18 protein-coding genes are annotated in these 24,772 nt (G+C 72.0%); 7 read left to right on the forward strand and 11 right to left on the reverse strand.

Translation table 11 applies throughout. From position 1 onward, the window contains the following. The first annotated feature begins 1 nt into the window (after position 1). Entirely contained in the window at positions 2-835 is an 834-nt protein-coding gene (locus OHA37_RS06905; RefSeq protein WP_266903453.1) for a hypothetical protein, read from the forward strand. Between the two features lie 86 nt (positions 836-921). On the opposite strand, the gene OHA37_RS06910 is transcribed toward OHA37_RS06905, so the two are convergent. Next, entirely contained in the window at positions 922-1,941 is a 1,020-nt protein-coding gene (locus OHA37_RS06910; protein ID WP_266903454.1) for a LacI family DNA-binding transcriptional regulator, read from the reverse strand. 266 nt (positions 1,942-2,207) lie between these two features. Here OHA37_RS06910 and OHA37_RS06915 point away from each other — a divergent pair, with 266 nt between their 5' ends. The 4 genes from OHA37_RS06915 to OHA37_RS06930 all read left to right on the forward strand — a co-directional run bounded on the left by OHA37_RS06915 (position 2,208) and on the right by OHA37_RS06930 (position 10,856). After that, complete coding sequence (locus OHA37_RS06915; RefSeq protein ID WP_266903455.1) at positions 2,208-4,412, forward strand: discoidin domain-containing protein; 2,205 nt, start codon at positions 2,208-2,210, stop codon at positions 4,410-4,412. 340 nt (positions 4,413-4,752) lie between these two features. Continuing rightward, entirely contained in the window at positions 4,753-6,933 is a 2,181-nt protein-coding gene (locus OHA37_RS06920; RefSeq protein ID WP_266903456.1) for a discoidin domain-containing protein, read from the forward strand. A gap of 172 nt (positions 6,934-7,105) precedes the next feature. Next, complete coding sequence (locus tag OHA37_RS06925) at positions 7,106-8,191, forward strand: DUF1996 domain-containing protein (RefSeq protein WP_266903457.1); 1,086 nt, start codon at positions 7,106-7,108, stop codon at positions 8,189-8,191. Positions 8,192-8,369: 178 nt separating this feature from the next. Continuing rightward, on the forward strand, positions 8,370-10,856 hold the full coding sequence (locus OHA37_RS06930) for a glycoside hydrolase family 3 C-terminal domain-containing protein (RefSeq protein WP_266912567.1): 2,487 nt from the start codon (positions 8,370-8,372) through the stop codon (positions 10,854-10,856). A gap of 103 nt (positions 10,857-10,959) precedes the next feature. On the opposite strand, the gene OHA37_RS06935 is transcribed toward OHA37_RS06930, so the two are convergent. The 8 genes from OHA37_RS06935 to OHA37_RS06970 form a co-directional block, all read right to left on the reverse strand. After that, the gene (locus OHA37_RS06935) at positions 10,960-11,958 is read right to left on the reverse strand and encodes a TIGR03842 family LLM class F420-dependent oxidoreductase (protein ID WP_266903458.1); all 999 of its coding nucleotides are present in this window, start codon (positions 11,956-11,958) and stop codon (positions 10,960-10,962) included. Between the two features lie 35 nt (positions 11,959-11,993). Next, on the reverse strand, positions 11,994-13,394 hold the full coding sequence (gene hydA, locus OHA37_RS06940) for a dihydropyrimidinase (protein WP_266903459.1): 1,401 nt from the start codon (positions 13,392-13,394) through the stop codon (positions 11,994-11,996). A 17-nt stretch (positions 13,395-13,411) separates the two neighbouring features. After that, positions 13,412-14,707 carry an aspartate aminotransferase family protein gene (locus tag OHA37_RS06945; RefSeq protein ID WP_266903460.1) on the reverse strand — a complete coding sequence of 432 codons (1,296 nt, stop codon included), beginning with the start codon at positions 14,705-14,707 and terminating at the stop codon, positions 13,412-13,414. Continuing rightward, a complete protein-coding gene (locus OHA37_RS06950) occupies positions 14,704-15,546 on the reverse strand; it encodes a nitrilase-related carbon-nitrogen hydrolase (protein ID WP_266903461.1) in 843 nt (280 codons plus the stop codon). The genes OHA37_RS06945 and OHA37_RS06950 overlap by 4 nt, the downstream gene beginning before the upstream one ends. A gap of 173 nt (positions 15,547-15,719) precedes the next feature. Further along, positions 15,720-17,927: a hypothetical protein gene (locus OHA37_RS06955; RefSeq protein ID WP_266903462.1), complete on the reverse strand. Its 2,208-nt coding sequence runs from the start codon at positions 17,925-17,927 to the stop codon at positions 15,720-15,722. A gap of 51 nt (positions 17,928-17,978) precedes the next feature. Then, positions 17,979-18,371, reverse strand: coding sequence for a PPOX class F420-dependent oxidoreductase (locus tag OHA37_RS06960; RefSeq protein WP_266903463.1), 393 nt, complete (start codon positions 18,369-18,371; stop codon positions 17,979-17,981). A 76-nt stretch (positions 18,372-18,447) separates the two neighbouring features. Beyond that, positions 18,448-19,653 carry an alginate lyase family protein gene (locus OHA37_RS06965; protein WP_266903464.1) on the reverse strand — a complete coding sequence of 402 codons (1,206 nt, stop codon included), beginning with the start codon at positions 19,651-19,653 and terminating at the stop codon, positions 18,448-18,450. A 142-nt stretch (positions 19,654-19,795) separates the two neighbouring features. Continuing rightward, positions 19,796-20,047, reverse strand: a complete 252-nt coding sequence (locus tag OHA37_RS06970) for a helix-turn-helix domain-containing protein (RefSeq protein ID WP_243339177.1) — start codon at positions 20,045-20,047, stop codon at positions 19,796-19,798. 64 nt (positions 20,048-20,111) lie between these two features. On the opposite strand from OHA37_RS06970, the gene map reads away from it, so the two are divergent. Then, positions 20,112-20,879 (forward strand): type I methionyl aminopeptidase, encoded by a 768-nt coding sequence (map, locus tag OHA37_RS06975; RefSeq protein ID WP_266903465.1) that lies wholly within the window; start codon positions 20,112-20,114, stop codon positions 20,877-20,879. A 3-nt stretch (positions 20,880-20,882) separates the two neighbouring features. Here map and ggt read toward each other — a convergent pair whose 3' ends face one another. Beyond that, a complete protein-coding gene (ggt, locus tag OHA37_RS06980) occupies positions 20,883-22,685 on the reverse strand; it encodes a gamma-glutamyltransferase (protein WP_266903466.1) in 1,803 nt (600 codons plus the stop codon). 114 nt (positions 22,686-22,799) lie between these two features. Between ggt and OHA37_RS06985 the strand changes: the two genes are divergently transcribed. Further along, positions 22,800-23,525 (forward strand): hypothetical protein, encoded by a 726-nt coding sequence (locus tag OHA37_RS06985; protein ID WP_266903467.1) that lies wholly within the window; start codon positions 22,800-22,802, stop codon positions 23,523-23,525. Here the strand turns inward: OHA37_RS06985 and OHA37_RS06990 are convergent. Next, entirely contained in the window at positions 23,485-24,741 is a 1,257-nt protein-coding gene (locus tag OHA37_RS06990; RefSeq protein ID WP_266903468.1) for a cytochrome P450, read from the reverse strand. The two genes, OHA37_RS06985 and OHA37_RS06990, sit on opposite strands and share 41 nt — an antisense overlap. Between the last annotated feature and the right edge of the window lie 31 nt (positions 24,742-24,772).

Here is a 24,772-nt window from a genome sequence, read left to right on the forward strand (position 1 = left end):
CGTGACGATTCGATTCGTATCCGTTGTCGGAGCCGACACCGGCCTGCTGGACTCCGCGATCACCCACTACCGGAGCATGGGTGTCGAGTCCTTCCACATCGCCCGGCACATCGAGTCCTTCGACGATCCGGACTTCCGGCGCTCCCAGGACGTGGTCGCGCGCCACGGCATCTCCTTCGCCGCGGTGCACCAGGGCCCCTGGGACGAGGACCTCAACGGGTACTTGATCTGGGCGCAGATGAGGCGCCATCCCGACGACTGGTGGGTGATCGCGGACCTCGACGAGTTCCACGTCTACGACCGACCGCTGTCCGACGTCATCGCCGCGTGCGAAGCCGGCGGCTACGACCACGTCAAGGGTGCCCTGCTGGACCGGGTGGCCGCCGACGGGAGTCTGGCAGCACTGGACCCGAACGCATCCATCTGGACGCAGTACCCGCTCGCCGGATTCGTGACCCTGCGTCTGCCGGGAGGCGGATCGTCCAAGGTGACCCTGGCGCGCGGTGACGTACGGCTGCACCTCGGCCAGCACGGGGCCGTGGCGGGCAAGCTCATGCCCGCCGAGGAGGCTTTCCCGCAGGTCCACCATTTCAAATGGGACGACTCGGTGCTGGCCCGGCTCGTCCAGCGCGAACGGGCGTACGCGTCCGGCGACTGGCACCTGACCTACCCCGACACCGTGGACGAGTCACGCCGGATGCTCCAGCACCTGCGGGCCAACGGCGGACGCATCGACGTCACGGCCCGGGAGCTTTCACTGAGCCGTTGCGGCAGCGACTACGCGGATTACGCGGCGTGGCCGGAGCTCGTCTCCCAGCTCAAGGACATCAGGTAGGCGGACGCAGGTCGTGGGGGCCTGCCCGTTGCGCACGCCGGGCGTGCGGCACCGGGCGGGCCCCTTGCTTCGCCCAGCGGAACGGTTCAGGCTGAATCGCGTACGACCAGTTCGGCGTCGAAGACGATCGAAGCGGGTTCCGTGCGGGTGCCCTGGATGTGTTCCGCCAAGAGGCGTGCCATCTCAGCGGCCATCTTCTCGACGGGCTGGCGGACCGTGGTCAGCGCGGGGCGGCACGTCGCGGCGACGCTCGAGTCGTCGAAGCCGATGACGGCGACGTCCTCGGGCACCCGCTTGCCCTGTTCGCGCAGGACCTGGCAAGCACCCTGGGCCATCAGGTCGTTCGCGGCGAACACCCCGTCCACGTCCGGATGGCCGATCAGCAACCGGGTCATGGCCGCCGCGCCGCTGTCCACCGTGAAGTTCCCCTCGGCCACCGGAACCTCGGAGATCCCCGCCGAGGTCAGCGCCGCACGGAACCCGTCGAGCCGGTCCTTGGCCGCCGGGATCGACTGGGGAGCGGAGATCGTCGCGATCCGCCGGCGGCCGCGGGCCAGGAGGTGTTCGGCGGCCAGCCGGCTTCCGTCGGCGTGGGCGAGATCGACGTAGCTGACCGCCTGCGCGGGTTCCGGACGGGCGAAGAGCACCACGGGGATCCGTGCGGCGACGAGCATCGCGGGCAGGGGATCGCCGGCCTGGATCGACACCACCAGCGCGCCGTCGGCAGCGCCCTGGCCCAGGTAGTCCACCACCTGTTCCCTGGCGGCCCCGGACTCGGCGACCAGGATGACCGGGTGCATCGCGTGCGCCCGCAGGTACCCCATGGCCCCGCTGACCACCCGTCCGAAGAACGGGTCGGCGAAGACGCGCGAGGCGAAGGTGTCCCCGGCGCCGGAGATGATCAGCGCAACCGTTTCCGTGCGCTGGGTCACCAGGGACCGGGCTGCCCGGTTGGGCCTGTACCCCGTCCGCTCGACCGCGTGACGGACGAGTTCCTGGATGTCGGGATCCACGTTGCGGGTCCCGTTGACCACCCGCGACACCGTTGCCCGGGACACCCCGGCCCTGCGGGACGCCACGGCCGGTCCGGCCGGCCTCGCGAGCACGGGCTCGGCGGCCCCCCGCAGGGGAGCCCGGCCTTCCCTCCGAAGGCATGGCGACCGCGGAAGTCTCCATCCGTAAAGCCATGGTGACGGGGCGTGAGACGGCCTGCCGGACGATCCGCCCCGCACGCCCCACACGTCCACCCCCTCTCACCTCGGAACTTAATGAAAGACTAAAGAAAAGAGTGGCAAGGGCCTTGACCGGTCGATTGCGTTACGGGCAAGGTCTGGAGAGCGCTCTCCCGTTTCAGGTTCGTTAAGGAGCACCAATGCCTACTGGCATACCTGTTGACGCATCGCCACGCAGACGACGTCCTCTCGCAACCCGGAGGGGGATCGCCGGGGCCGTCACCACCGCCCTCTTCGGCACCCTGCTCGCGCTCGCACCCCCGGCCCCCGCCGCACCGGCCGAGCCGGCACTGCTCTCCCAGGGCAAGGCGGTCACGGCCTCCAGCCAGGAGCACTACGGCACCCCGGCCACCTACGCCGTCGACGGCGACAACGGCTCCCGGTGGGCCAGTGCCTCCTCCGACGCCCAGTGGCTGCAGGTCGACCTCGGAGCCGCCGTCGAACTCGGCAAGGTCGTTCTGCGCTGGGAGGCCGCCTACGCCAAGGCCTACCGGATCGAGCTGTCGACCGACGGCACCCACTGGACCACGGCCTACTCCACGACCACCGGAGCCGGCGGCACCGAGACCGTGAACGTCACGGGCAGCGCCCGCTACGTCCGGATGCAGGGTGTGACCCGTGCCACCGGATACGGCTACTCGCTTTGGGAGTTCCAGGTGTTCGGCACGGGCGGAGGAGGCACCGGCCCGGTCCTGCCGGGCGGCGGCGACCTCGGCCCGAACGTGCACGTCGTGGATCCGTCGACCCCCGGCATCCAGGCCGAGCTGGACCGGGTCTTCCAGGAGCAGGAGTCGGCGCAGTTCGGCAGCGGCCGGCACGCCTTCCTCTTCAAGCCCGGCACGTACAACAACCTCAACGCGCAGGTCGGCTTCTACACCCAGATCGCCGGTCTCGGCCTGCGCCCGGGCGACACCACCATCAACGGTGACGTGACGGTCGATGCGGGCTGGTTCAACGGCAACGCCACTCAGAACTTCTGGCGCGGTGTGGAGGGTCTGACCGTCAACCCGGTCAGCGGCACCAACCGTTGGGCGGTCTCGCAGGCGTCCTCCTTCCGCCGCATGCACGTCAAGGGCTCGCTCAACCTGGCGCCGAACGGCTACGGCTGGGCCAGCGGTGGCTACATCGCCGACTCCAAGGTCGACGGCCAGGTCGGCAACTACTCGCAGCAGCAGTGGTACACCCGCGACAGCACCATCGGCGGCTGGTCCAACAGCGTGTGGAACCAGACCTTCTCCGGCGTCGAGGGCGCTCCGGCCAACGCATTCCCCGAGCCGCGTTACACCACCCTCGACACCACGCCCGTCTCCCGCGAGAAGCCCTACCTCTACGTCGACGGCAACGAGTACAAGGTGTTCGCGCCGGCCAAGCGCACCAACGCCCGCGGAACCAGCTGGGCCAACGGCACCCCGCAGGGCGATTCCGTCCCGCTCAGCCAGTTCTACGTGGTCAAGCCCGGCACCACCGCCGCCACGATCAACCAGGCGCTGGCCCAGGGCCTGAACCTCTTGTTCACGCCCGGCGTCTACCACGTCGACCAGACCATCAACGTGAACCGCGCGAACACCATCGTGCTCGGCCTGGGCCTCGCCACGATCATCCCGGACAACGGGGTGACCGCGATGAAGGTCGCCGACGTCGACGGCGTCCGTCTCGCCGGATTCCTGATCGATGCCGGACCGGTCAACTCGCCGACCCTGCTGGAGCTCGGTCCGCAGAACTCCTCCGCCGACCACGCCGCCAACCCCACCACCGTGCAGGACGTCTACATCCGCGTCGGTGGCGCCGGCGCGGGCAAGGCGACCACCAGCGTGGTCGTGAACAGCGACGACGCCATCGTCGACCACACCTGGGTGTGGCGGGCCGACCACGGCGAGGGCGTCGGCTGGGAGACCAACCGCGCCGACTACGGGGTGCGGGTGAACGGTGACGACGTCCTGGCCACGGGCCTGTTCGTCGAGCACTTCAACAAGTACGACGTGGAGTGGTTCGGCGAGCGCGGAAAGACGGTCTTCTACCAGAACGAGAAGGCGTACGACGCGCCCAACCAGGCCGCCATCCAGAACGGCAGCACCCGCGGATACGCCGCCTACCGGGTGGACGACTCCGTCACCACCCACGAAGCCTGGGGCCTGGGCTCCTACAGCAACTACAACGTCGATCCGACGATCATCCAGGACCACGGCTTCAAGGCCCCCGTCAAGCCGGGGGTCAAGTTCCACAGCCTCCTGACGGTGTCGCTCGGCGGCAACGGCCACTACGCGCACGTCATCAACGACACCGGGGCGTCCACGGTCCCGGCCGGCACCTCGACGGTTCCCTCGACGGTCGTCTCCTTCCCCTGAGACGCCGTCCCTCCCCACCGGCTCCGGTGACCCACCGGAGCCGGGCCGACTCCCCGGGCCCGGTTTCCGCCCTGCCGCCGCGGCCCGGGGGTTCCACCGCCCGACCGGCCTCCGCTGACCCGACGGAGCCGGGCTCTACTCCCCTGGGCTGGGTGAACCGGTCTCCCCGCCCCGGCCCAGGGGCCCTGAGCACACCGACCAGCCCGGCATTCCCGGCCGGAGCGAGGCCCGAGCACCTGGCAGGGCCGTGCCCGACGACACAGAGAGCGCTGTCGCGCGGGCGAGGCGCCCCCACGGGAGAGCTGGTCAGTCCCCACCGCCATTGACACCAGGAGCCGCAATGTTCCCCCATCCCCCCTCCACCAGCACCCCACCCCGCCGCCGCACGCGCGGCGCGGCCGCCCTCGTCACGCTCGGAGCGCTCTTCGCGTCCTCGCTGGCCCTTGCCTCCGCTCCCACCGCGGTGGCCGCGGAGACCCTCCTCTCCCAGGGCAAGACGGCCACCGCCTCCTCGAGCGAGGGCGAGGCCTATTCCGCGGCCGCCGCGTTCGACGGAAACCTCACCGGCACCCGCTGGGCCAGCCAGTGGCGCGATGCCGAGTGGATCCAGGTGGACCTGGGTGCGAGCCGCAGCCTCAGCCGCGTCGTCCTCACCTGGGAGGGTGCGTTCGGCAAGAACTACGAGATCCAGGTCTCGGACGACGGAACGAACTGGCGCACCGCCAAGTCCGTCACCGGCAGCGACGGCGGCATCGACGAGATCGCCATCTCCGGCAGCGGCCGCTACGTGCGGATGAACGGCCTGGTCCGCTCCGGCGGCTACGGCTACTCCCTCTGGGAGTTCCAGGTCTACGGCACCACCTCGGTGGAACCCCCGGCCCAGGGCGCCGTGCGCGTGGCCGGATCGCAGGGCAACTGGCAGCTGACCGTCGGCGGGCAGCCGTACACGGTCAAGGGCCTCACCTGGGGCCCGTCCTTCGCCGACGCCCCGAAGTACATGCCCGACGTGAAGTCCATGGGCGTCAACACCATCCGCACCTGGGGCACGGACGCGTCGAGCAAGCCCCTGCTCGACACGGCCGCCGCCAACGGCGTCCGGGTCATCAACGGATTCTGGCTGCAGCCCGGCGGCGGCCCCGGCTCCGGCGGCTGCGTCAACTACGTGACCGACGCCGCGTACAAGAGCAACATGCTCACCGAGTTCGCCAAGTGGGTCGACACCTACAAGTCGCACCCGGCCACGCTCATGTGGAACGTCGGCAACGAATCCGTCCTCGGCCTTCAGAACTGCTACAGCGGCACCGAGCTGGAGGCGCAGCGCAACGCCTACACCACGTTCGTGAACGACGTCGCCAAGAAGATCCACACCATCGACCCGGACCACCCGGTCACCTCGACCGACGCCTGGACGGGCGCGTGGCCGTACTACAAGCGCAACGCCCCGGACCTCGACCTGTACTCGATGAACTCCTACGGAGACATCTGCGGGGTCAAGCAGGACTGGGTGGACGGCGGCTACAACAAGCCCTACATCATCACCGAGACCGGACCGGCCGGCGAGTGGGAGGTGCCGAACGACGCCAACGGCATCCCCGACCAGAAGACCGACGTCCAGACCGCCGAGGGATACACCACCGCCTGGAACTGCATCACCGGTCACCAGGGCGTCGCCCTGGGCGCCACGATGTTCCACTACGGCATCGAGCACGACTTCGGCGGCATCTGGTTCAACCTGCTGCCCGACGGGCTCAAGAGGCTGTCGTACTACGCGGTGAAGAAGGCGTACACCGGGTCGACCGCGGGCGACAACACGCCGCCGGTCATCAGCAACATGGTCGTCGACAAGGCCTCCAACGCGCCGGCCGGCGGTGAGTTCACCGTCCGCGCCAACATCAGTGACCCCCAGAACGACCCCCTGACGTACAAGGTCTTCCTCAGCGGCAACTACGCGAACGGCGACAAGCGTCTGGTCGAGGCCCAGTGGCGCTCCACGGGCAACGGGACCTTCGCGGTCACCGCTCCCGAGAAGCTCGGCGTCTGGAAGGTCTACATCCAGGCCGAGGACGGCCGCGGCAACCTGGGCATCGAGACCAAGTCCGTGAAGGTCGTCGCCCCGCCCGTCAGCGGCACCAACATCGCCCTGAACAAGCCCGCCACCGCTTCCTCTTCGCAGGCCTCCTACGGCGACTGCCCCTGCCCCGCCGGCAACGCCACCGACGGCAACACCACCACCCGCTGGGCCAGCGACTGGAGCGACCCCCAGTGGATCTCGGTGGACCTCGGTGCTTCCAAGGCGATCCGCACCCTGCAGCTGGTGTGGGACCCCGCCTACGCCAAGTCCTACGAGGTACAGCTCTCCGACGACGGCACCAACTGGCGCACCGTCCACTCCACCACGACCGGCAACGGTGACATCGACACGATCAACGTGTCGGCCAACGCCCGCCACGTACGACTGAACCTGACCGCGCGCGGCACCGGCTGGGGCTACTCCCTGCACGAGTTCGGCATCTACAGCTGAACGCGTGACGGCGCGGCCCTGACGGGTCCGTCCGCCCTCGCGGGGCTGCCGCCCCCATGACTCTCCGGCCGCCCGGCGGCGGCCGGAGAACGGGTGGCGGGAAACGAGCCGCTTCCCGCCACCCGCCCAAGAGCAGCCCACACCACCCCCACAAGAACGGCAGGAGAGTTCCATGACAGCACGTCCGAAACGGCTTTCCGCGCTCCTCGTCGGCACCGCCCTCGTCGCCAGCCTCCTGGGCGTCGGCGCGATCGCCAACGCGGCGGATCCCGGCAGCTCGGCCCCCTCTACGTCCGCCGCGTCACACAGCGGACACACGATGGCCGTCTCCCTCCAGGCGTCGGGCGACGACGCCGACGGGGACGGCTACATCCCGGCGGTTCCGCAGGTCACCGGTGTGACACCATCCACGGCCACCCCGCCGCCGGCCTACCACCACGAGTTCCAGGCCGGCTGCGCCGTCACCCACACCGCGCCGGACGACCCGATCGTCTACCCGGGCCAGTTCGGCAGGTCGCACGACCACACGTTCATGGGCAACACCTCCACCAACGCCGCCAGCACCACCGGCTCGCTCTACGGAGGCAACACCACCTGCAAGGCGCCTGCGGACGCCTCCGCGTACTGGATGCCCTCGCTGTACAAGGGCGACCAGAAGATCCTGCCCACCGGGCCGCAGGTCATCTACTACAAGGCGGGCGTGACCGACTACACCAGTGTGCGGCCCTTCCCCAAGGGTCTGCGGTTCGTCGTCGGCAACCCGATGCAGAGCGCCCAGGAGTTCCGCGACCACAAGGGCTTCGTCGAGGGCTGGGAATGCGGTGAAAGCTTCTTCAACACCGACTTCCCGGCGAGCTGTCCGAACCGGCCCGACGTCCAGCTCAACCTCCGCTTCCAGGCACCCAGTTGCTGGGACGGCAAGTACCTCGACACCCCCGACCACAAGAGCCACATGTCGTACACGGTCGTCAAGCCCGGCACCAACGACAACATGTGCCCGGCCTCCCACCCCGTCGCCCTGCCGATGATCGAGTTCAAGATGGCGTGGCCGGTCAACGGCGACATGTCCCAGGTCCGCCTCGCCAGCGGCCGCGGCTACTCCTTCCACTACGACTTCTTCAACGCGTGGGAGGAGCGCACCCTCAAGGCCCTCGTCGACCACTGCATCGTCGGCGGCCTGCAGTGCGACCCGCGCGGCTTCGACCTGTACCGCCCCGAACGCGGGACGGTACTGAACTCGGAGTACCGGCTGCCCTGACCCGGTCGGCCCTCCGTAGCGGCCCGGCCCGCCCCGTCTCCGCGACGGGGCGGGCGGGGCCTTCTCTCTTTGCCGAAGATTCGCCCTCAAAGGGGGCTTGACGCCGGGTCAGCACACACCAAAGCTTGGGAGAGCGCTCTCCCATAAGTGGGGAGCGGAAGACGTGGATGGGGTGGGGATGGGCGAGGACGTGCTCGATCGACTGCTGGAGAAGCTCGATCTCGTACAGAAGGTGCGGCTGCTGTCCGGGGCCACGACGTGGCGGACGGCCGGTGAACAGGCCGTCGGCTTGCGCGAGATGGTGACCTCCGACGGACCCGCAGGGGTGCGGGGAGAGGCCTGGGACGAGCGGCTCACCTCCGCACTGCTGCCCTCGGCGTCCACGATCGGCGCACTGTGGGACGAGGACCTGGTCGAGGAGCTGGGAGGCCTGCTCGCTTCGGAAGCGGCTCGCAAGGGCGTGGACGTCGTCCTGGCGCCCACGCTCAACCTGCACCGCACTCCCCTGGGCGGCCGGCACTTCGAGTGCTTCTCGGAGGACCCCGTACTGACGGGCCGTACGGGCGCGGCGCTGATCCGGGGCATCCAGGCGGCCGGGGTGGCGGCCACGGCCAAGCACTACGTGGCCAACGACTCGGAGACGGGGCGAATGCACGTGGACGTGCGGGCTTCCGAGCGGGTGCTGCGAGAGGTCTACCTGGCGCCGTTCGAGGCCGCTGTCGAGGCGGGCGTGTGGCTGGTGATGGCCGGCTACAACGGCGTGAACGGCGCGACCATGACCGCCAATCCACTGCTCGCCGAACCGCTCAAAGGCGATTGGGGCTTCGACGGGGTGGTGGTCTCCGACTGGGGCGCCCTGCGTTCGGCCCGCGAACCGGCGCTCGCCGCACTGGACTTGGCGATGCCGGGACCGCAGGGCCCGTGGCAGGAGTCCCTCGTCGAGGCCGTCGAAGACGGCCACGTCCCCGAGGAAGCCATCGACGAGAAGGTGCGGCGCCTGCTCCGGCTGGCCGGACGCGTGGGGGCACTCGGATCGAACCGGGGCCCGCGGAAACCGGCGTTCGGTGCGGACGAGACGCGGACGCTGCTGCGCCGCACCGTGGCCGCGGGATCCGTACTGCTGAGCAACCACGAGCTGCTCCCGCTCGCCCCGTCCTCCTTGTCGAAGGTCGCCGTCATCGGCGTGCACGCCGACTCCCCGCGGGTACAGGGCGGCGGCAGCGCGGGCGTCTTCCCCCCGCACGCGGTCACTCCCCTCGAAGGGATTCGCGCCCGGCTCGACGGCCTGGCCCGGGTCGTGCACGTACCGGGTCCGGGACTGGGCGTTCCCCCCGCGCCTCTCGGCACCCGCTGGTGCAGCGACCCGCGGTCGGGGGAGCCGGGTGTGCTGCTGCGCCTGCTGGACGAGGCGGGCGAGGAGCTCCACGCGGAGCACCGGCTGTCGGGTACCCAGCTCGAGCCGCCCGTGGGTCCCTCCGCACGGACCGTGGAGATCAGCGCGCTCATCCGGCCTCCGACGACGGGGGAATGGACCTTCGGCATCGCCGGCTTCGGCCTCATGAGCATCACTCTCGGCGGCCGGACCGTACTGGACGGCGAGTTCCCGTGCACCACCGACGACCCGGCCGTCGTCCATGTGAACCCGCCCCTCCACACGGTGCGGGCCACCGTGGACACGACGGAGCCCGTTCTCCTGACGGCTCGGCGCGAACTGGTCCCGGGGGCCGGGCGCGCCACGATCGTGGCGGCGGCGCCGCCGGAGCCCGAGGCGGCGGCCGCGCTCGCGGAAGCGGTACGGGCGGCACGTGACGCGGACGCCGTGATCGTGGTCGTCGGCACCACCGAGCACACCGAGACCGAGGGCCACGACCGCGGCGACCTCTCCCTGGGCGGCCACCAGGACGCGCTGGTCCGCGCCGTTGCAGCCGTCAACCGGCGCACGATCGCCGTGGTCAACAGCGGCGGCCCGGTCGAACTGCCCTGGCGCGACGAGGTGGGTGCGCTGCTGCTCACCTGGTTCCCCGGCCAGGAAGCCGGAGCCGGGCTCGCCGACGTCCTGTTCGGAGACGCCGAGCCCGGCGGCCGCCTCCCCACCACCTGGGCAGCCGCCTTGGCCGACGCACCCGTCACCCACGCACGGCCGGTCGGCGGCCGGCTCGCCTACGACGACGGCATCCACATCGGACACCGGGGCTGGCTCCTCGCCGGCAAGGAACCCGCCTATTGGTTCGGCCACGGCCTCGGCTACACCAGCTGGGAGTACGAGGCGGTTCAGGCCCCCGACGAAGCGGTGGAAGGCGCACCGTTCACGGTCCGCGTACAGGTACGCAACACGGGAGGCCGGCCCGGCCGTGAGGTCGTGCAGGTATACCTCGCCCGTCCGGAATCCACCGTCGAGCGTCCCGTCCGCTGGTTCGCCGGCTACGCCGCGGTGCACGCGGAACCCGGTGCTTCGGTGACCGCCGTCGTGGAGGTCCCGGCGCATGCGCTGCGGTACTGGTCCGAAACCGGGAAGGCCTGGATCACGGAGCCCGGGACCTACCAGATCATGGTGGGCCGGTCGGCCGACGACCTGGTGTGGAGAGGGGCTCTGCCCCTTCGGGGACCGAGCGGCACGAGGGTCGGGAAGACGGGTGGCAGCCGACAGATCCTGTCCGTCCGGTAAGCGCACGGCAGCTACTCGCGGCGTCCGGCCGCACCCGCGACACCGTCGGCGCCGCCCGGCGGCGGGGCCGGCCTCCCGGTCGGCCCCGTCCCCCGTGTGACCGTCAGCCCAACGACGGGATGATGTCGGAGCCGTACGCGTCGATCGTCGCTTCCCGGGCGTCGTGCATGGCGTACACGGCGAACTGGTCGACGCCGAGGGCCTGCAGGGCGCGGAGCTTCTCGATGTGGGCCTCGGCCGGGCCGAGCAGGCAGAACCGGTCGACGATCTCGTCGGGAACGAAGTCGGCGGACGGGTTCCCGGCGCGGCCGTGGTGGCTGTAGTCGTAGCCCTGGCGGGACTTGACGTACTCGGTGAGCTCGTCCGGGACCATCGAGGAGTGCTCGCCGTAGCGGGAGACCAGGTCGGCGACGTGGTTGCCGACCATGCCGCCGAACCAACGGCACTGGTCGCGGGCGTGGGCCAGGTCCTCGCTCACGTACGCCGGGGCCGCAACGCAGATGGTGATCGAATCGGGGTCACGGCCGGCCTCCACGGCAGCCTGGCGGACCGCCTTGATCATCCACTCCGTGAGGTAGAGGTCCGCGAGCTGGAGGATGAACCCGTCCGCCTTCTGACCGGCCAGGGCCAGCGCCTTCGGCCCGTACGCCGCCATCCAGACCGGGAGCTTTCCGTCCGTGATCCAGGGGATCCGGATGGCGTTGCCCTCGACCTCGGCCTCCCGGCCCTCCGCCAAGTCCCGGATGACGTCGATCGCCTGACCCAGGCGGGCCAGGGTGTTGGGCGCGCGCCCGGCGACCCGCATCGCCGAGTCCCCGCGGCCGATCCCGCAGACCGTGCGGTTGCCGAACATGTCGTTCAGCGTCGCGAAGGTGGAGGCGGTCACCTCCCACGTCCGCGTCCCCGGGTTGGTGACCATCGGACCGACGTGCATGCGTTGGGTGTTGGCCAGGATCTGGCTGTAGATGACGAACGGCTCCTGCCACAGGACCGCCGAGTCGAAGGTCCAGCCGTAGCGGAACCCGTTGCGCTCGCCGCGCTTCATGAGGCTGACGACCTGGGAGGCCGGCGGGTCGGTCTGCAGGACGAGGCCGAAGTCCATGCATGGCTCCTTGCTGCTGCGTGCGGGCTTGCGGCTTACAGGTACTGACAGGTGGAGCGGGGGATGAACGCCCCGTGACCGGCGCGACCGGTGAACTCGCGCCGGTCGATGACCAGTTCGCCCCGGGACAGGACCGTGTCGACGCGTCCGGTGATCCGCTTGCCCTCGTACGCCGAGTAGTCCACGTTCATGTGGTGCGTCTCGGCGGAGATGACCTGCTCGGCGTGCGGATCGTAGAGAACGATGTCGGCATCGGAACCCGGTGCGATCGTGCCCTTCTGCGGGTAGAGGCCGAACATCCGGGCCGGGGCCGCACAGGCGATCTCGATCCAGCGACGGCGGCTGATGTGCCCGTCCAGGACGGCCTGGTGGAGGAGGTCCATGCGGTTCTCCACCCCCGGCAGCCCGTTCGGGATCTTCGAGAAGTCCCCCCGGCCCAGCTCCTTCTGGCCCCGGAAGCAGAACGGGCAGTGGTCGGTGGACACCACCTGGAGGTCGTTCGTGCGCAACCCCCGCCACAGCGCCGCCTGGTGCTCGCGCGGGCGCAGCGGGGTGGAGCAGACGTACTTGGCGCCCTGGAAGTCGGGCTCCTCCAGGTTGTCGGTGGACAGGAAGAGGTACTGCGGGCAGGTCTCGCCGAAGACCGGCAGCCCCTTGTCCCGGGCCGCCGCCAGCTCCGCGACCGCCTCCTCCGCGGAAACGTGCACCACGTACAGCGGGGATCCGGCCACCCGCGCGAGCTGGATCGCCCGGTGGGTGGCCTCCGCTTCGAGGAGCACTTTGCGGACCTCGCCGTGGTGGCGCGGGTCCGTCTCTCCACGGGCGAGGGCCTGCTCCACGAGCACGTCGATCGCGATGCCGTTCTCGGCGTGCATCATGATCAGCCCGCCGTTGCCCGACGCCCGCTGCATCGCGCGCAGGATCTGCCCGTCGTCGCTGTAGAAGACCCCGGGGTAGGCCATGAACAGCTTGAAGGAGGTGACCCCCTCCCCCACCAGGTGGTCCATCTCCTTCAGGGTCCGCTCGTTGACGTCCGAGAGGATCATGTGGAAGGCGTAGTCGACGGCGCACTTGCCGTCGGCCTTGTCGTACCAGGTGTCGAGGCCCTCGCGCAGGGCGTGGCCCGGGGTCTGGACGGCGAAGTCCACGATGGTGGTGGTGCCGCCCCAGGCGGCGGCCCGGGTGCCGGTCTCGAACGTGTCGGAGGCCGCCGTGCCGCCGAAGGGCAGCTCCATGTGGGTGTGGGCGTCGACCCCGCCGGGGATGACGTACTTCCCGCTCGCGTCGATCGTCCGGTCGGCCGTCCAGGTGTCGGCGGCCGCCGTGCCGTGTGCCGCGAGGGCGGCGACCCGGCCGTCCTCGATCAGCACGTCGGCGTGGAGCTCGTCGGATGCGGTGATGACGAGCCCGCCGCGGATGAGGGTGCGGATGCTCATGTACGTCTCCCCCGGTGTTAGTTGAGGCTTCTGAGGGCCTCGGCGAGGATCTCGGCGCCCTCTTCCGCCTCGGCGACGGTGAGGGAGAGCGGCGGCGCGATGCGCAGCACGCTGGTGTTGTACCCGCCGCCCTTGCCGAGCAGCAGGCCGCCCGCCCGGGCGGCCTCCAGTACGGCGGCGGCCGCGTCCGGGTCGGCCTGGTCGGTGCCGGGTTTCGTCAGCTCCAGGCCGGCCATCAGGCCCCGGCCGCGCACTTCCCGTACGGCGGGCACGGTCGCGGCGATGGCCCGCAGCCGCTCCAGCAGCAGGCCGCCGACGCGGCGGGCGTTGCCCTGGAGGTCGTGTTCGAGGAGGTAGGCGAGGTTGGCGACGCCGGCGGCCATGGTGACCGGGGAACCGCCGAAGGTGGAGATGGAGTTGGAGTCGAGGCAGTTCATCACCTCGGCGCGGGCCACGACCCCGCCGATGGACATGCCGTTGCCGATGCCCTTGGCGAAGGTGATGATGTCCGGCGGGCCGTTCTGGGCGTGGGCCTGCCAGCCCCAGAAGTGGTCGCCGGTACGGCCCCAGCCGGTCTGCACCTCGTCGCTGATCCAGAGGATGCCGTGCCGGTCGAGGACCTTGCGGAAGGAGCCGTAGAGCCCGTCGGGAGGCGAGGTGAACCCGCCCACGCCCTGCACCGGTTCGGCGATGAGCGCGGCGACTCCGCCGCGCGCCTGGCCGAGCACGTCTTCCAGGTCGGCGACGGCCGCGGCGGTGAAGGCGGTGTCGTCGAGGTGGGCGAAGGGGCCCCGGGTGCGGACCGCGCCGTGGACGTAGTACGTCTGGAGCGGCGAGAGGCTGGTCGGGGACCAGCCGCGGTTGCCGGTGATCGAGACGGTGGAGAAGGACCGGCCGTGGTAGCTGTTGCGCATCGCCAGGATCTGGTTGGAGCGGCGGTACGTCGTCGCGAGCAGCAGGGCGGTGTCGTTGGCCTCGGTGCCGGAGGTGGTGAAGAAGACCCGGGCGTCGGGGATGCCGGACAACGCCGAGACGCGCTCGGCCAGTTCGATCATCGGGCGGTTGAGATAGAGGGTGGAGGAGTGGATGATCCGCCCGGCCTGTTCGGAGACGGCCTTGGTGACCTCGGGCAGGGCGTGGGCGGTCATCGTGGTGAGGATGCCGCCGAAGAAGTCCAGGTAGCGGTTGCCGTCCGCGTCCCAGACGTGGCGGCCCTCTCCGTGGGTGAGTTCGAGGGGACGGTCGTAGTAGAGCGCGAGCCAGTCGGGCAGGACGGAGCGGTGCCGGCTGTGCAGGGGGATCGGGTTGGTCACGGCTGTACGAGTCCTCCGTAGGCGTCGGGGCGGCGGTCGCGGTAGAAGGCCCACTGGTCGCGAACCTCCTTGATGAGGTCGAAGTCGAGGTCGCGGACGAGGAGTTCCTCTTCCTTGTCGCTGGCGACCTCCCCGACGAACCGGCCGCGCGGGTCGACGAAGTAGCTGGTGCCGTAGAAGTCGTTGTCGCCGTACTCCTCCTGGCCGACGCGGTTGATGGCGGCGACGAAGTACTCGTTGGCGACGGCGGAGGCGGGCTGCTCCAGCTGCCACAGGTACCCGGAGAGCCCACGGGAGGTGGCGGAGGGGTTGTAGACCAACTGGGCGCCGTTGAGGCCTAGTTCGCGCCAGCCCTCCGGGAAGTGCCGGTCGTAGCAGATGTAGACGCCGATCCGGCCGACGGCGGTGTCGAAGACGGGGAAGCCGAGGTTGCCCGGGCGGAAGTAGTACTTCTCCCAGAAGCCCCGGACCTGCGGGATGTGGTGCTTGCGGTACTTGCCGAGGTAGCTGCCGTCGGCGTCGATGACCGCGGCGGTGTTGTAGTAGAAGCCCTCGGACTCCAGCTCGAAGACCGGTACGACGATCACCATGCCGGTCTCGCGGGCGAGGGCCTGCATCCGCCGGACGGTGGGGCCGTCGGGGACGGCCTCTGCCCAGCGGTAGTGCTCGGGCTCCTGGACCTGGCAGAAGTAGGGGGCGTTGAAGACTTCCTGGAAGCCGATGATCTTCGCGCCCTGCGCGGCGGCCCGCCGGGCGTGCTCCTCGTGTTTGGCGATCATCGACTCGGTGTCTCCGGTCCAGGTGGCCTGGACGATTGCGGCGCGGACGACTTGGGCCATGAGCTGCTCCTCGCGACGGGTACGCCGGCTTCTACGCACGTAGAGGGTGTACGACGGCTGCGCGTAGGGAGTTGAAGGTAGGCCTCGGCCAGGCCCGGGGCAAGACCGCCTTGCGCGGTTGGAGTAGTCGATCAGCAAACGCAGGAGTTACGTCGCCACGTGGTCGATTCCGGTCAGGCGACGGGCAGATTCGCGACTCGAAGGGCGTGCAACAGGTCACGGTGATGAGCCCCCGAGAGGGCTTCGGCCGCGCGGAGCAGCCGGGGCGCGAACCACCGGGGGTCCCGGCGCGCGAGCCGGGCCGACTCCTCCGCGGTGCGGACCCGGACGAAGGCGGCGAGCAGCGCGTCCGCCTCCTGGGCGTGCCCGGCCTCCGCGAGCACGAGGGCGGCCTCGGCGATCTCGGCGGCCGGGCGGGCCGCGCCCTGGCGCAGCAGGGCGTCGCGGTCGGCCGGCCCGAGCGCGGCGGCGGCCGCGGCGAACCGGGCGGGCGGCAGCGAGGCCGCCTCCCAGAGCAGGGTGGCCCAGTCCGCCGCCAGGCCCGCCCGTCGCAGCTCCTCCCCCAGTCCGAGCAGCCGCTCGGCGGGCCCGGCGGCCGCCTCGCAGAGCAGCACGTGCGCCTCACCGCTCCGCCCCTGCCCCCGCAAGGCCACGAGCCCCGCCACGAAGCCGCCACCGGGAGCCCCGGCCCACGGGGCGGGCACGCCGTGCGGGTCGCCTCCGGCGGTGGAGCCGGGGGCGGAGGCGGGGCCAGAACCGGGGGCGGAGCCGGGTGCGGAGCCGGGTGCGGAGCCGGGCCACTGGGCGGAGTCCGCGGGCGCTCCGCCGGCGCGGGCCCGGTCCTGCCACGGGGTGGGCTCGCCCTGCGGGTGGGGCCGCGACCCCGGGTCGGCGGCGGGGGCGTATCCCGCGCTCCAGGCCGGGGTGCCGGGCGGGCGTCCGCCCTGGCCCGACGAGCCGGAGTCACCGCCCGGCCGACCGGAAGCCGGGCTCCAGGCGGCCTCGGCCGACGCCCCGGACCCGAGAGGCCGGGCTGCGGGCCCGGCTGCGGGATACCCGCCCGTACGCCCGGATCCGAGGTGCCCATCGGCGGGCCCGGCCCCGGGATGGCCGCCCGCGAGCCCGGCCCCGGGATGGCCGTCTGCGGTCCCGGCCCCGGGATGACCGCCCGCGAGCCCGGCCCCGGGATGGCCGTCTGCGGTCCCGGACCCGGGATGGCCGTCTACGGTCCCGGCCCCGGGATGACCGCCCATCCGCCCGGACCCGGCGTAGCCGCCCTGGCCCGAAGCCGCGGACGCCTGCCCGGGGCCCGGCCCTTCGGAGCCCGGGCGGGCGGGCTCGTACCGGGTTCCCGGGGTCGGGCTCCCCTGCCCGGCCACGCCTGCCGAAGCGTCCTGTTCCGGCACCGGCTCCCCCGCCGGGTCGGGTTCGGCCGCCGCCGGGCGGGAGGGCAGCCCGAAGCGGGCGCCGCGCAGGGGCGTGACGGAGGACGGCTGCCCCGGGGGCGTGGTGACCGCCGGGGCTTCGGGCGCGGCCGCACCCGCGTAGCGGGCTCCGCCGCTGCGCCGCGTGCCGCGCAGCCACCGCCCCTCGGCCCGCCCGACCGGGGCCGCCGCCCCTTCCGGCACCGGGCCCGCCATCGCGTCCGGGGTCGTGTCCGAAGCCGTGCCCGAGGTCGCCCCCCGGGCCTCCGCGGGCGCCTCGCCCCACGCCGCGTCGCGGGACTCCGCCTGCGCGTCCTCCCGCATCCCGTCCCGCGGCCCCGGCCACACCGCGCCCGGCGAGGTCGCGGTGCGCTGTGCGGGCACCCCGTTCAGGGGCTCCGGCCGTGCCGGCGACGGGTACCCGGGCCGGCCGGAAGCCCGGGTCGACGCCGGAGTCGGGGCCACCGCCTCCAGGCGGGTCGTCAGGTCCTCGTGGCGGGCGGTCGCGCGGGCGTCGTCGTCCCGGGTCCAGGAGAGTTCCCGGGACAGGGCCTCCGCCTCCGCCCGGTCCGTCGTTTCCGCCAGCCGCGCCGACAGCGCGCGCAGGGCCGCCCGGGCCCGGGCCCGCTGCTCGGCGGCCGAAGCGAGCAGCGTGCGCAATTCCTCGACCCCGCCGGGCAGCCGGTCCCAGACGCCTACGGCCGCGGCCCGCAGCCCGGCCGCGTACCGGGTCTCCCGCGCGAGCGCCACCGGACCCGTCGACACCGCCAAGTCCCCGAGCAGGGACTCCAGTACGTCCCACGGGGGCATCGCGGCTCCGTCCAGACAGGCCCGCATCCCCTCCGGGTCCCGCCGCAGGAACTCCCCGTACCAGCCTGTCCCTGGATCCAGTCGCTGCGTCAATCCCCGCATGTATCCGGAGAGTTGGCCGATCACCTGCGAAGTCGCGGTCTCCATCCCCGCATTGGATCCCACCCGTGTTACGGGCGGGCTACAGGAGTCTCAAAGCTAGACGGCGGGCGGGGCAAGCGTGACCGCGATCGCGGTGTGAGGGCGCTCGCGCCGGACCAGGGCGGCCGGCACGTCCAGCATCCAGAACTGCCACTTGTACTTGCGCGTCATCAGCTTCCGCACCCGCTTCAGCCCCGCCTCGTCGAGCAGCCGCGCCTCGCCCTCGACCGCGACGGCCCCGTCGGCGACCCGTCCGCGTACGTCACAGGGCACGACGGTGACCCGCCCGTTGTTGCGGATCCGCTTCACCTTCCACGCGTCGTTGCGCGTCCACACGTACAGCTCGCCGCCGTCCACCACGGCCCACACGGGCGTGGCCACCGCGGTGCCGTCCTTGCGGAAGGTGGTGAGACTGACGTACCTCGCTCGGCCCAGTTCCTCGATCGTCATGCCCCCGACCCTACGCGGCCCGCCAGCGGCACCGGCCCGTCAGCGGCATCGCCCGGCACGATCCGAAAGGGGCGTGCTAGCTCTCCCCGTGGGTGAGGGTCTCCCACGCCACGAACAGGTCGTCCGTCCCGGCCGGCCGCGTCTTCTCGACCAGCTCGCGGGTGTACGGGAGTTTCGCGCCCGTCCGCACCGCGTAGTGCTGGAGCGCCACTTCCAGGTCGGGGCCCATCGTGCGCTCCAGCTTGCCGCCGCACAGCCACCCGGGGGCCTCTTCCCCCAGCTGGTACTTCGCGTGGAACTCCAGTGCCGCCCGGAGCCGCTCGCCCTGCTCCCCGTACAGGTCGATGCCCTGGTGCCAGGCCGTCTCCGCGATGTGCGCGGACGCCGCGAGGGCGTAGCCGACGTGCATGAGGTTGCGGCAGGTCTCCTGGGCGATGCCGTCGGCGTACGTCCCCTGGCCGAACCAGTACGACGCGACCTTGTCCGGCGAGTCGATGCCGGTGCGCGGCGGGGCGAGCGGGTGCGCGCCGTCCCGCTCGAGGTAGAAGTACGCGGGGACGCGCTCGCGGAACCGCTCCAGGGACTCCCGGAAGACGGCCTGGTCCTCCAGGAAGACGGAGATGCCGAGGGCGGCGTCGGTCATGGCGAGCTCCCAGTTGCCGTTGTACGCCGGCACCTGCGCGCGGACGGCCGGGAGGTAGGCCGTGCGCAGCATCTCCTTGAAGCGGGCGACCCGCTCGTCCCCCCAGCTCGGGTAGTCGGCGTGGATGATCTCGGCGGTGCGCGCCCAGGTGGAGCCGGACCAGGCGGCCTGGAGGCCGGCGTTGTCCTCGGCGTGGCGCTTCATCACGGCCGACCATCCGTCCATGATCTGCACGGCCTTGCGCGCGTGGGAGGCCTTGCCGTTCACCGACCACAGCAGGGCGTGGGTGTACGCGGCGATCGCGTCCTGCCGTTCGTCGAGGCAGGACTGCGGCCCCGAGTCGAAGGGGCAGGGCACCACGCCGGCCGGGTGCGGCTGGTAGTCGAGGGAGGCGTAGCGGCTCGCGAGGAGCGCCCGGTACGCCGAGCTCCACGGCTCCTTGCCGGCGGCGACCATCTGCTTCGCGTGCTGGAGCCGGGTGTGGCTGACGACGACGCCCGGGTGGCGGAAGACCACGTCGCCCGGGTCCTTGGCGTGGGCCCGGCCCTCGGGGGCGGCGCACGCCGCGAGCAGCAGGCCGCCCGCGAGGAGGGCGCCCACGAGTCCGAGGCCGAGTCGCTTGGATGCGGATGCGTTCATGTCTGACACGCCTTCACGCTTGCCCCGCGCCCCGGCCCTCCCACCGCCGATTGGGCCGTTCGGCCGCCGGGCCCGCCCTAACGGCACGCCGGATGGCGGGCCCGGCGGCCGAACGGCCGCGGCCCACTCGCGGACCCGGACTTCACACGGGCACGAGGGCGCAGCGCCGCATCACTTCGTCCAGGGACAGCCCCAGGGCCCCGGCGAGGGCGGCGACGGTGAAGAAGGCCGGGGTCGGGGCCCGGCCGGTCTCGATCTTGCGGAGGGTCTCGGCGGAGAGCCCGGCACTGGCCGCGACCTCGACCATGCTGCGGCCACCGCGGGCCGTGCGCAACAGGGCGCCCAGCCGCTCGCCGCGCTCGCGCTCTTCGGGGGTGAGGGGGGTACGGACCATGACCTCATCCTACCCCGGAAACCAATAAGTATCCCGTTACAGTTATACCGGTATAGTTATTGGCATGATGGAACTGAAGACAGACCGATCGATCGACCGGATGCGCGCCGCCGGCCGAGTCGTCGCGCAGGCCCTCGCCGCCGTCCGGGACCGGGCCGCCGTGGGGGTGTCCCTGCTGGAGCTCGACCTGGTCGCGCGCGAGGTGCTCCGTGAGGCCGGTGCGAGCTCGCCCTTCCTCGGCTACCGGCCGCGGTTCGCGCCGGTCCCCTTCCCGGCCGTCATCTGCGCCTCCGTCAACGACGCGATCGTGCACGGCATCCCGAACGACTACCGGCTGGGCGACGGCGATCTGGTCAGCATCGACTGCGGCGCGAAGCTGGACGGCTGGGTCGGCGACGCGGCCGTCAGCTTCACCGTGGGCCGGGCCCGCCCCGCCGACCTGCACCTCATCGCGACCTCCGAGGCGGCCCTCGCGGCGGGCATCGCCGCCGCCCGGCCCGGCAACCGCGTCGGCGACATCGCCCATGCCATCGGCAGCGTCTGCCGCGCCGCCGGGTACGGAATCCCCGACGGCTTCGGCGGCCACGGCGTCGGACGCTCCATGCACGAGGAGCCGGGCGTGCCCAACGAGGGCCCGGCCGGGCAGGGTACGAAGCTGCGCGCCGGCATGGTGATCGCGATCGAGCCGATGCTGATCGCGGGCGGCACCGACGACTACGCCTGCGACGCCGACGGCTGGACCCTGCGGACCGTCGACGGCAGCCGCGCATCGCACTCCGAGCACACGGTCGCGATCACCGCCGCCGGCCCGAGGATCCTCACCGCCCTGTAAGGGCTACCGCTCCCCCCTCGGGTGCACCACCATCGCCGAGCCGCCGCCCCGCCGGGTCGTCTCGGCCGCGGCCAGCCACCGCCCGTCGGGCAGCCGCTGGACCCCGGTGGCCGCGCCGATCTCAGGGTTCTGCCGGAAGCCCTGCCCCAGGGCCTCCAGCTCGGCGCGGACCGGGCTGTTCCACAGGCCCGGCTCCAGTTCGGTGGTGGTCTGGTTGCGCTGGCTGGCCCGCGGCGCGGCGATGGCCTCCACCAGCGGCAGTCCGCGGTCCAGGTGCCCGGTCAGGGTCTGGAGCACCGTGGTGATGATGGTCGCCCCGCCCGGGGAGCCCAGCGCCAGCACCGGGCGCCCGTGCTCCAGCACGATGGTCGGGGACATCGAGGAGCGCGGCCGCTTGCCGGGGCCCGGCAGGTTGGGGTCGGGGACTCCGGCTGCGGCCGGGGCGAAGGAGAAGTCCGTCAGCTCGTTGTTGAGCAGGAAGCCGCGTCCCGGGACGGTGATGGCGCTGCCGCCGGTCGACTCGATGGTCAGCGTGTAGGAGACCACGTTGCCCCAGCGGTCGGCGACGGTCAGGTGCGTGGTGTTCTCCCCCTCGTAGGTGGTCGGGGCGGCCTGCCCGGAGCCGCCGCACGCGACCGGGTTACGGGGATCGCCGGGAGCCAGCGGGCTGGTCAGCGCCTTGGCCGGGTCGATGAGGCAGCCGCGCGTGTCCGCGTACCGCTGCGAGAGCAGCTCCTTCGTGGGCACGTCCTCGGCGGCCGGGTCGCCGACCCAGCGGCCCCGGTCGGCGAAGGAGATCCGGGAGGCCTCGATGAACCGGTGCAGGTACTGGGCTTCGGTGAGCGAACCGAGGTCGCTGCGCTCCAGGATGTTCAGCGCCTCCCCGACGGTGGTGCCGCCGGAGGAGGACGGGGCCATGCTGTACACGTCCAGGCCGCGGTAGCCGACCCGGGTCGGGTCCTGCCGCTTGGTCGCGTACGCGCGCAGGTCTGCGGTGGTCAGATCGCCGGAGCGGACCACGCGGGTGGCGGCCGGGTCCACCGGGGGCGTGCGCACGGCCCGGACGATGTCCTCGGCCAGCCGGCCCCGGTAGAGCGCGCCCGCGCCCTTGCGGCCGAGCTCGGCGTAAGTGGCGGCCAGGTCCGGGTTCTTGAAGGTGGAACCGACCACCGGGAGGGCCCCACCGGGCAGGAAGAGCTCCCTCGTGTCGGGGAAGTCCCGGAACCGGGCCTCGTTGAGCGCGGTCTGGGCCCGGAAGGTGGAGTCCACGGCGAAGCCCTCGCGGGCCAGCTTCTCGGCGGGCCCCAGGAGTTGGCCGAGCGGGCGGGTGCCCCAGGACTCCAGCGCGCTCTGCCAGGTCGCCGGGGTGCCGGGGACTCCGACGCCGAGGCCGCTGGTCTGGCCCTCGGCGAAGGGGATGGGCAGGCCGTTCTCCTGGAACAGCGCGGCGGTGGCGCTCGCCGGGGCGGTCTCGCGGCCGTCGATGGTGCGCACCCGGCCGGAGCGGGCGTCGTAGTACACGAAGTAGCCGCCCCCGCCGATGCCGGCGGAGTACGGCTCGGTGACCCCGAGCGCGGCGGCCGTGGCGACGGCGGCGTCCACGGCGTTGCCTCCGGAGCGCAGGACGGCGATGCCGGCCGCGCTGGCGTCGGCGTCGACGCTGGCGACGGCCCCGCCGTAACCGGTGGCGACCGGCACCTTCTCCGGAGCCCCCGGCGCGGACGGCGGGGCGGCGGCGCCGGTGGAGACGAGCGCACCGGTGAGTGCGAGGAGCGCTAACTGACGTGCTGCGGCGGGACGACGCATCCGTACCTCCAGTCGACGGCCTGTCGGCCCCCCTGGCCCAGGCCTGAGTCCGGCACTGTAACTTCACCGCACCCCCCGCGTCAGGACGGCGCAACCCCGGCTACCATCCGCGCCATGAACGACGACGTGCGCAATCTCGTACTGGGGGTGGCGGCCACTGCCATCAGCGGCGGTTTCGGCTGGTTCGCCCGGACCTACTTGTGGCGCCGCACGCTCCGCCGCAAGCAGGCCTTCTTCGGGCTGCCGACCGGTTCCGACTGTCTGTTCGTGGTCAACCGGCAGATGGGCGGCACCGATTCCTCCCTGCACCGCAACGACGCCTTCGCCCTGCTGGAGATATCCGCCCTGATCAAGGACTGCGGGGCGAACGTCCAGATCGTCACCCACGACGGAGCCCGGCAGGGCTTCGGCGAGCGGGCCGAGTTCTGCGTGGGCGGGCCGTCCTCCAACTCCCGGACGACGGCGCACCTGGGCTCCATGCTCCCCGGGGTGCAGATCATCGTCTCCAGCGATCCCGTACCGGACCGCGGGGCGATCACCGTCGGCGGCGAGACGTACCGCTGGGAGAAGGGGCTCGTCGAGCACGTGCTGCTCGCCCGGCTGACCGCCGGACCGGGCTCCCGGCCCGTGTTCCTGCTGTGCGGGCAGACCGCCGTCAGCAATCAGGCCGCGGCCCGCTACCTGGCCAGGAACCACCACAAGCTGGCCGGGAAGTACGGCCACGACTCCTTCTGCCTCCTGCTGAAGGTGATCAACTCCGACGCCTACGGCCCCGACGTGACGGAACTGATCGCCGATGTCACCCGGCCGGCCCGGACACCCGCAGCGGCAGCCGTGTGATCCCGTTGATGAAGTTCGACACCAACCGGCGCGGCTGGCCCGCGAGTTCCGGTGCGGGCATCACCGTGCGCCACTCCTCGTAGAGGACCCGCAGCTGGAGCCGGGCGAAGTGCGCGCCCAGGCACACGTGCGGGCCGTCCCCGAAGGAGACGTGCGGGTTGGGGGCGCGGCCGAGGTCGAGGCGGCCGGGGTCGGCGAAGACCCGCTCGTCGTGGTTGGCGGACGCGTGGAAGACCACCACCTTGTCGCCGGCCCGGATCGGCTGCCCGGCGAGCTCGGTGTCGGCGGCGGCGGTGCGCCTGAAGCTCAGCACCGGCGGGTGCACGCGCAGGAGTTCCTCCACCGCCCGGTCCAACGGGGCCCGGCCGTCCGCGAGTCCGGCGTAGGCGTCCGGGTCGCGGGCCAGGGCGAGCAGCCCGCCCGGTGCGGCGCTGCGCACGGTGTCGTTGCCCGCGACGGTGAGCAGGAAGAAGAACATCTCCAGCTCCGCGTCCTGAAGTCCGGCGAGCGCGAGGGCGGTCATCACGTCGTCGCCCGGGTGGGCCCTTTTGTGGGCGGCCAGTTCGCGGGCGTACGCGAACATCTCCCCCAGCAGCGCCGGTGAGCGCGGGTTGAGCGGCTTCCCGTCGGGGCCCGGCAGCGGAGCCGGGGCGTCCTCGGGATCCTGGTAGCCGATGATCCGTACGGTCCACTCCAGCAGCAGCCCCCGGTCCGCGGCCGGAACGCCCAGCAGGTCGGTGAGGTTCAGCAGCGCGTACTCGTCGGTGACGGTGCGCACCAGGTCGGCGGCCCCGTCCTCGGCGCCGTCGCGGGCGGCGCGCAGCAGCGTACGGGCGCGGCCGCGGACCCGGGCGGCGAAGGCGTCGACGCGGGCCGGGGTGAAGGCGCGTGCCACGGTCCGGCGCAGGGTCCCGTGCTCGGGGGGATCCTGGTTGAGCATGGTGCGCCGCAGGAAGGGCAGGTCGGCCGGGTCGGGGTCGCGGATCTGGGTGGCGCCCAGGTGCGAGGAGTACGTGCGGTGGTCGCGCAGCACCCGGACCACGTCGGCGTGCCGGGTGACGGCCCAGAAGCCGGGGCCGGCGGGCCAGCCGAGCACCTCCGGCTCGCGCTGCCAGGCCACCGGGTGGTGGTCGCGCAGCAGCCGGTAGCGCTCGTACGGGACGCCTTCGGCGTAGAGGCGCGGGTCGAAGACGTCGGGGGCCGGTCCTTGGTCCATGCGCCACACGGTGGCGGGGACGGGACCCTGC

Source organism: Streptomyces sp. NBC_00335, from assembly GCF_036127095.1.
Taxonomy (GTDB): domain Bacteria; phylum Actinomycetota; class Actinomycetes; order Streptomycetales; family Streptomycetaceae; genus Streptomyces.

Coding starts and splice junctions, on each gene's coding strand:
- OHA37_RS06915 (WP_266903455.1), top strand. CDS start 2,208: ATGCCTACTGGCATACCTGTTGACGCATCGCCACGCAGACGACGTCCT.
- OHA37_RS06920 (WP_266903456.1), top strand. CDS start 4,753: ATGTTCCCCCATCCCCCCTCCACCAGCACCCCACCCCGCCGCCGCACG.
- OHA37_RS06925 (WP_266903457.1), top strand. CDS start 7,106: ATGACAGCACGTCCGAAACGGCTTTCCGCGCTCCTCGTCGGCACCGCC.
- OHA37_RS06930 (WP_266912567.1), top strand. CDS start 8,370: ATGGGCGAGGACGTGCTCGATCGACTGCTGGAGAAGCTCGATCTCGTA.
- OHA37_RS06935 (WP_266903458.1), bottom strand. CDS start 11,958: ATGGACTTCGGCCTCGTCCTGCAGACCGACCCGCCGGCCTCCCAGGTC.
- hydA (WP_266903459.1), bottom strand. CDS start 13,394: ATGAGCATCCGCACCCTCATCCGCGGCGGGCTCGTCATCACCGCATCC.
- OHA37_RS06950 (WP_266903461.1), bottom strand. CDS start 15,546: ATGGCCCAAGTCGTCCGCGCCGCAATCGTCCAGGCCACCTGGACCGGA.
- OHA37_RS06955 (WP_266903462.1), bottom strand. CDS start 17,927: ATGGAGACCGCGACTTCGCAGGTGATCGGCCAACTCTCCGGATACATG.
- OHA37_RS06960 (WP_266903463.1), bottom strand. CDS start 18,371: ATGACGATCGAGGAACTGGGCCGAGCGAGGTACGTCAGTCTCACCACC.
- OHA37_RS06965 (WP_266903464.1), bottom strand. CDS start 19,653: ATGAACGCATCCGCATCCAAGCGACTCGGCCTCGGACTCGTGGGCGCC.
- OHA37_RS06970 (WP_243339177.1), bottom strand. CDS start 20,047: ATGGTCCGTACCCCCCTCACCCCCGAAGAGCGCGAGCGCGGCGAGCGG.
- map (WP_266903465.1), top strand. CDS start 20,112: ATGATGGAACTGAAGACAGACCGATCGATCGACCGGATGCGCGCCGCC.
- ggt (WP_266903466.1), bottom strand. CDS start 22,685: ATGCGTCGTCCCGCCGCAGCACGTCAGTTAGCGCTCCTCGCACTCACC.
- OHA37_RS06985 (WP_266903467.1), top strand. CDS start 22,800: ATGAACGACGACGTGCGCAATCTCGTACTGGGGGTGGCGGCCACTGCC.
- OHA37_RS06990 (WP_266903468.1), bottom strand. CDS start 24,741: ATGGACCAAGGACCGGCCCCCGACGTCTTCGACCCGCGCCTCTACGCC.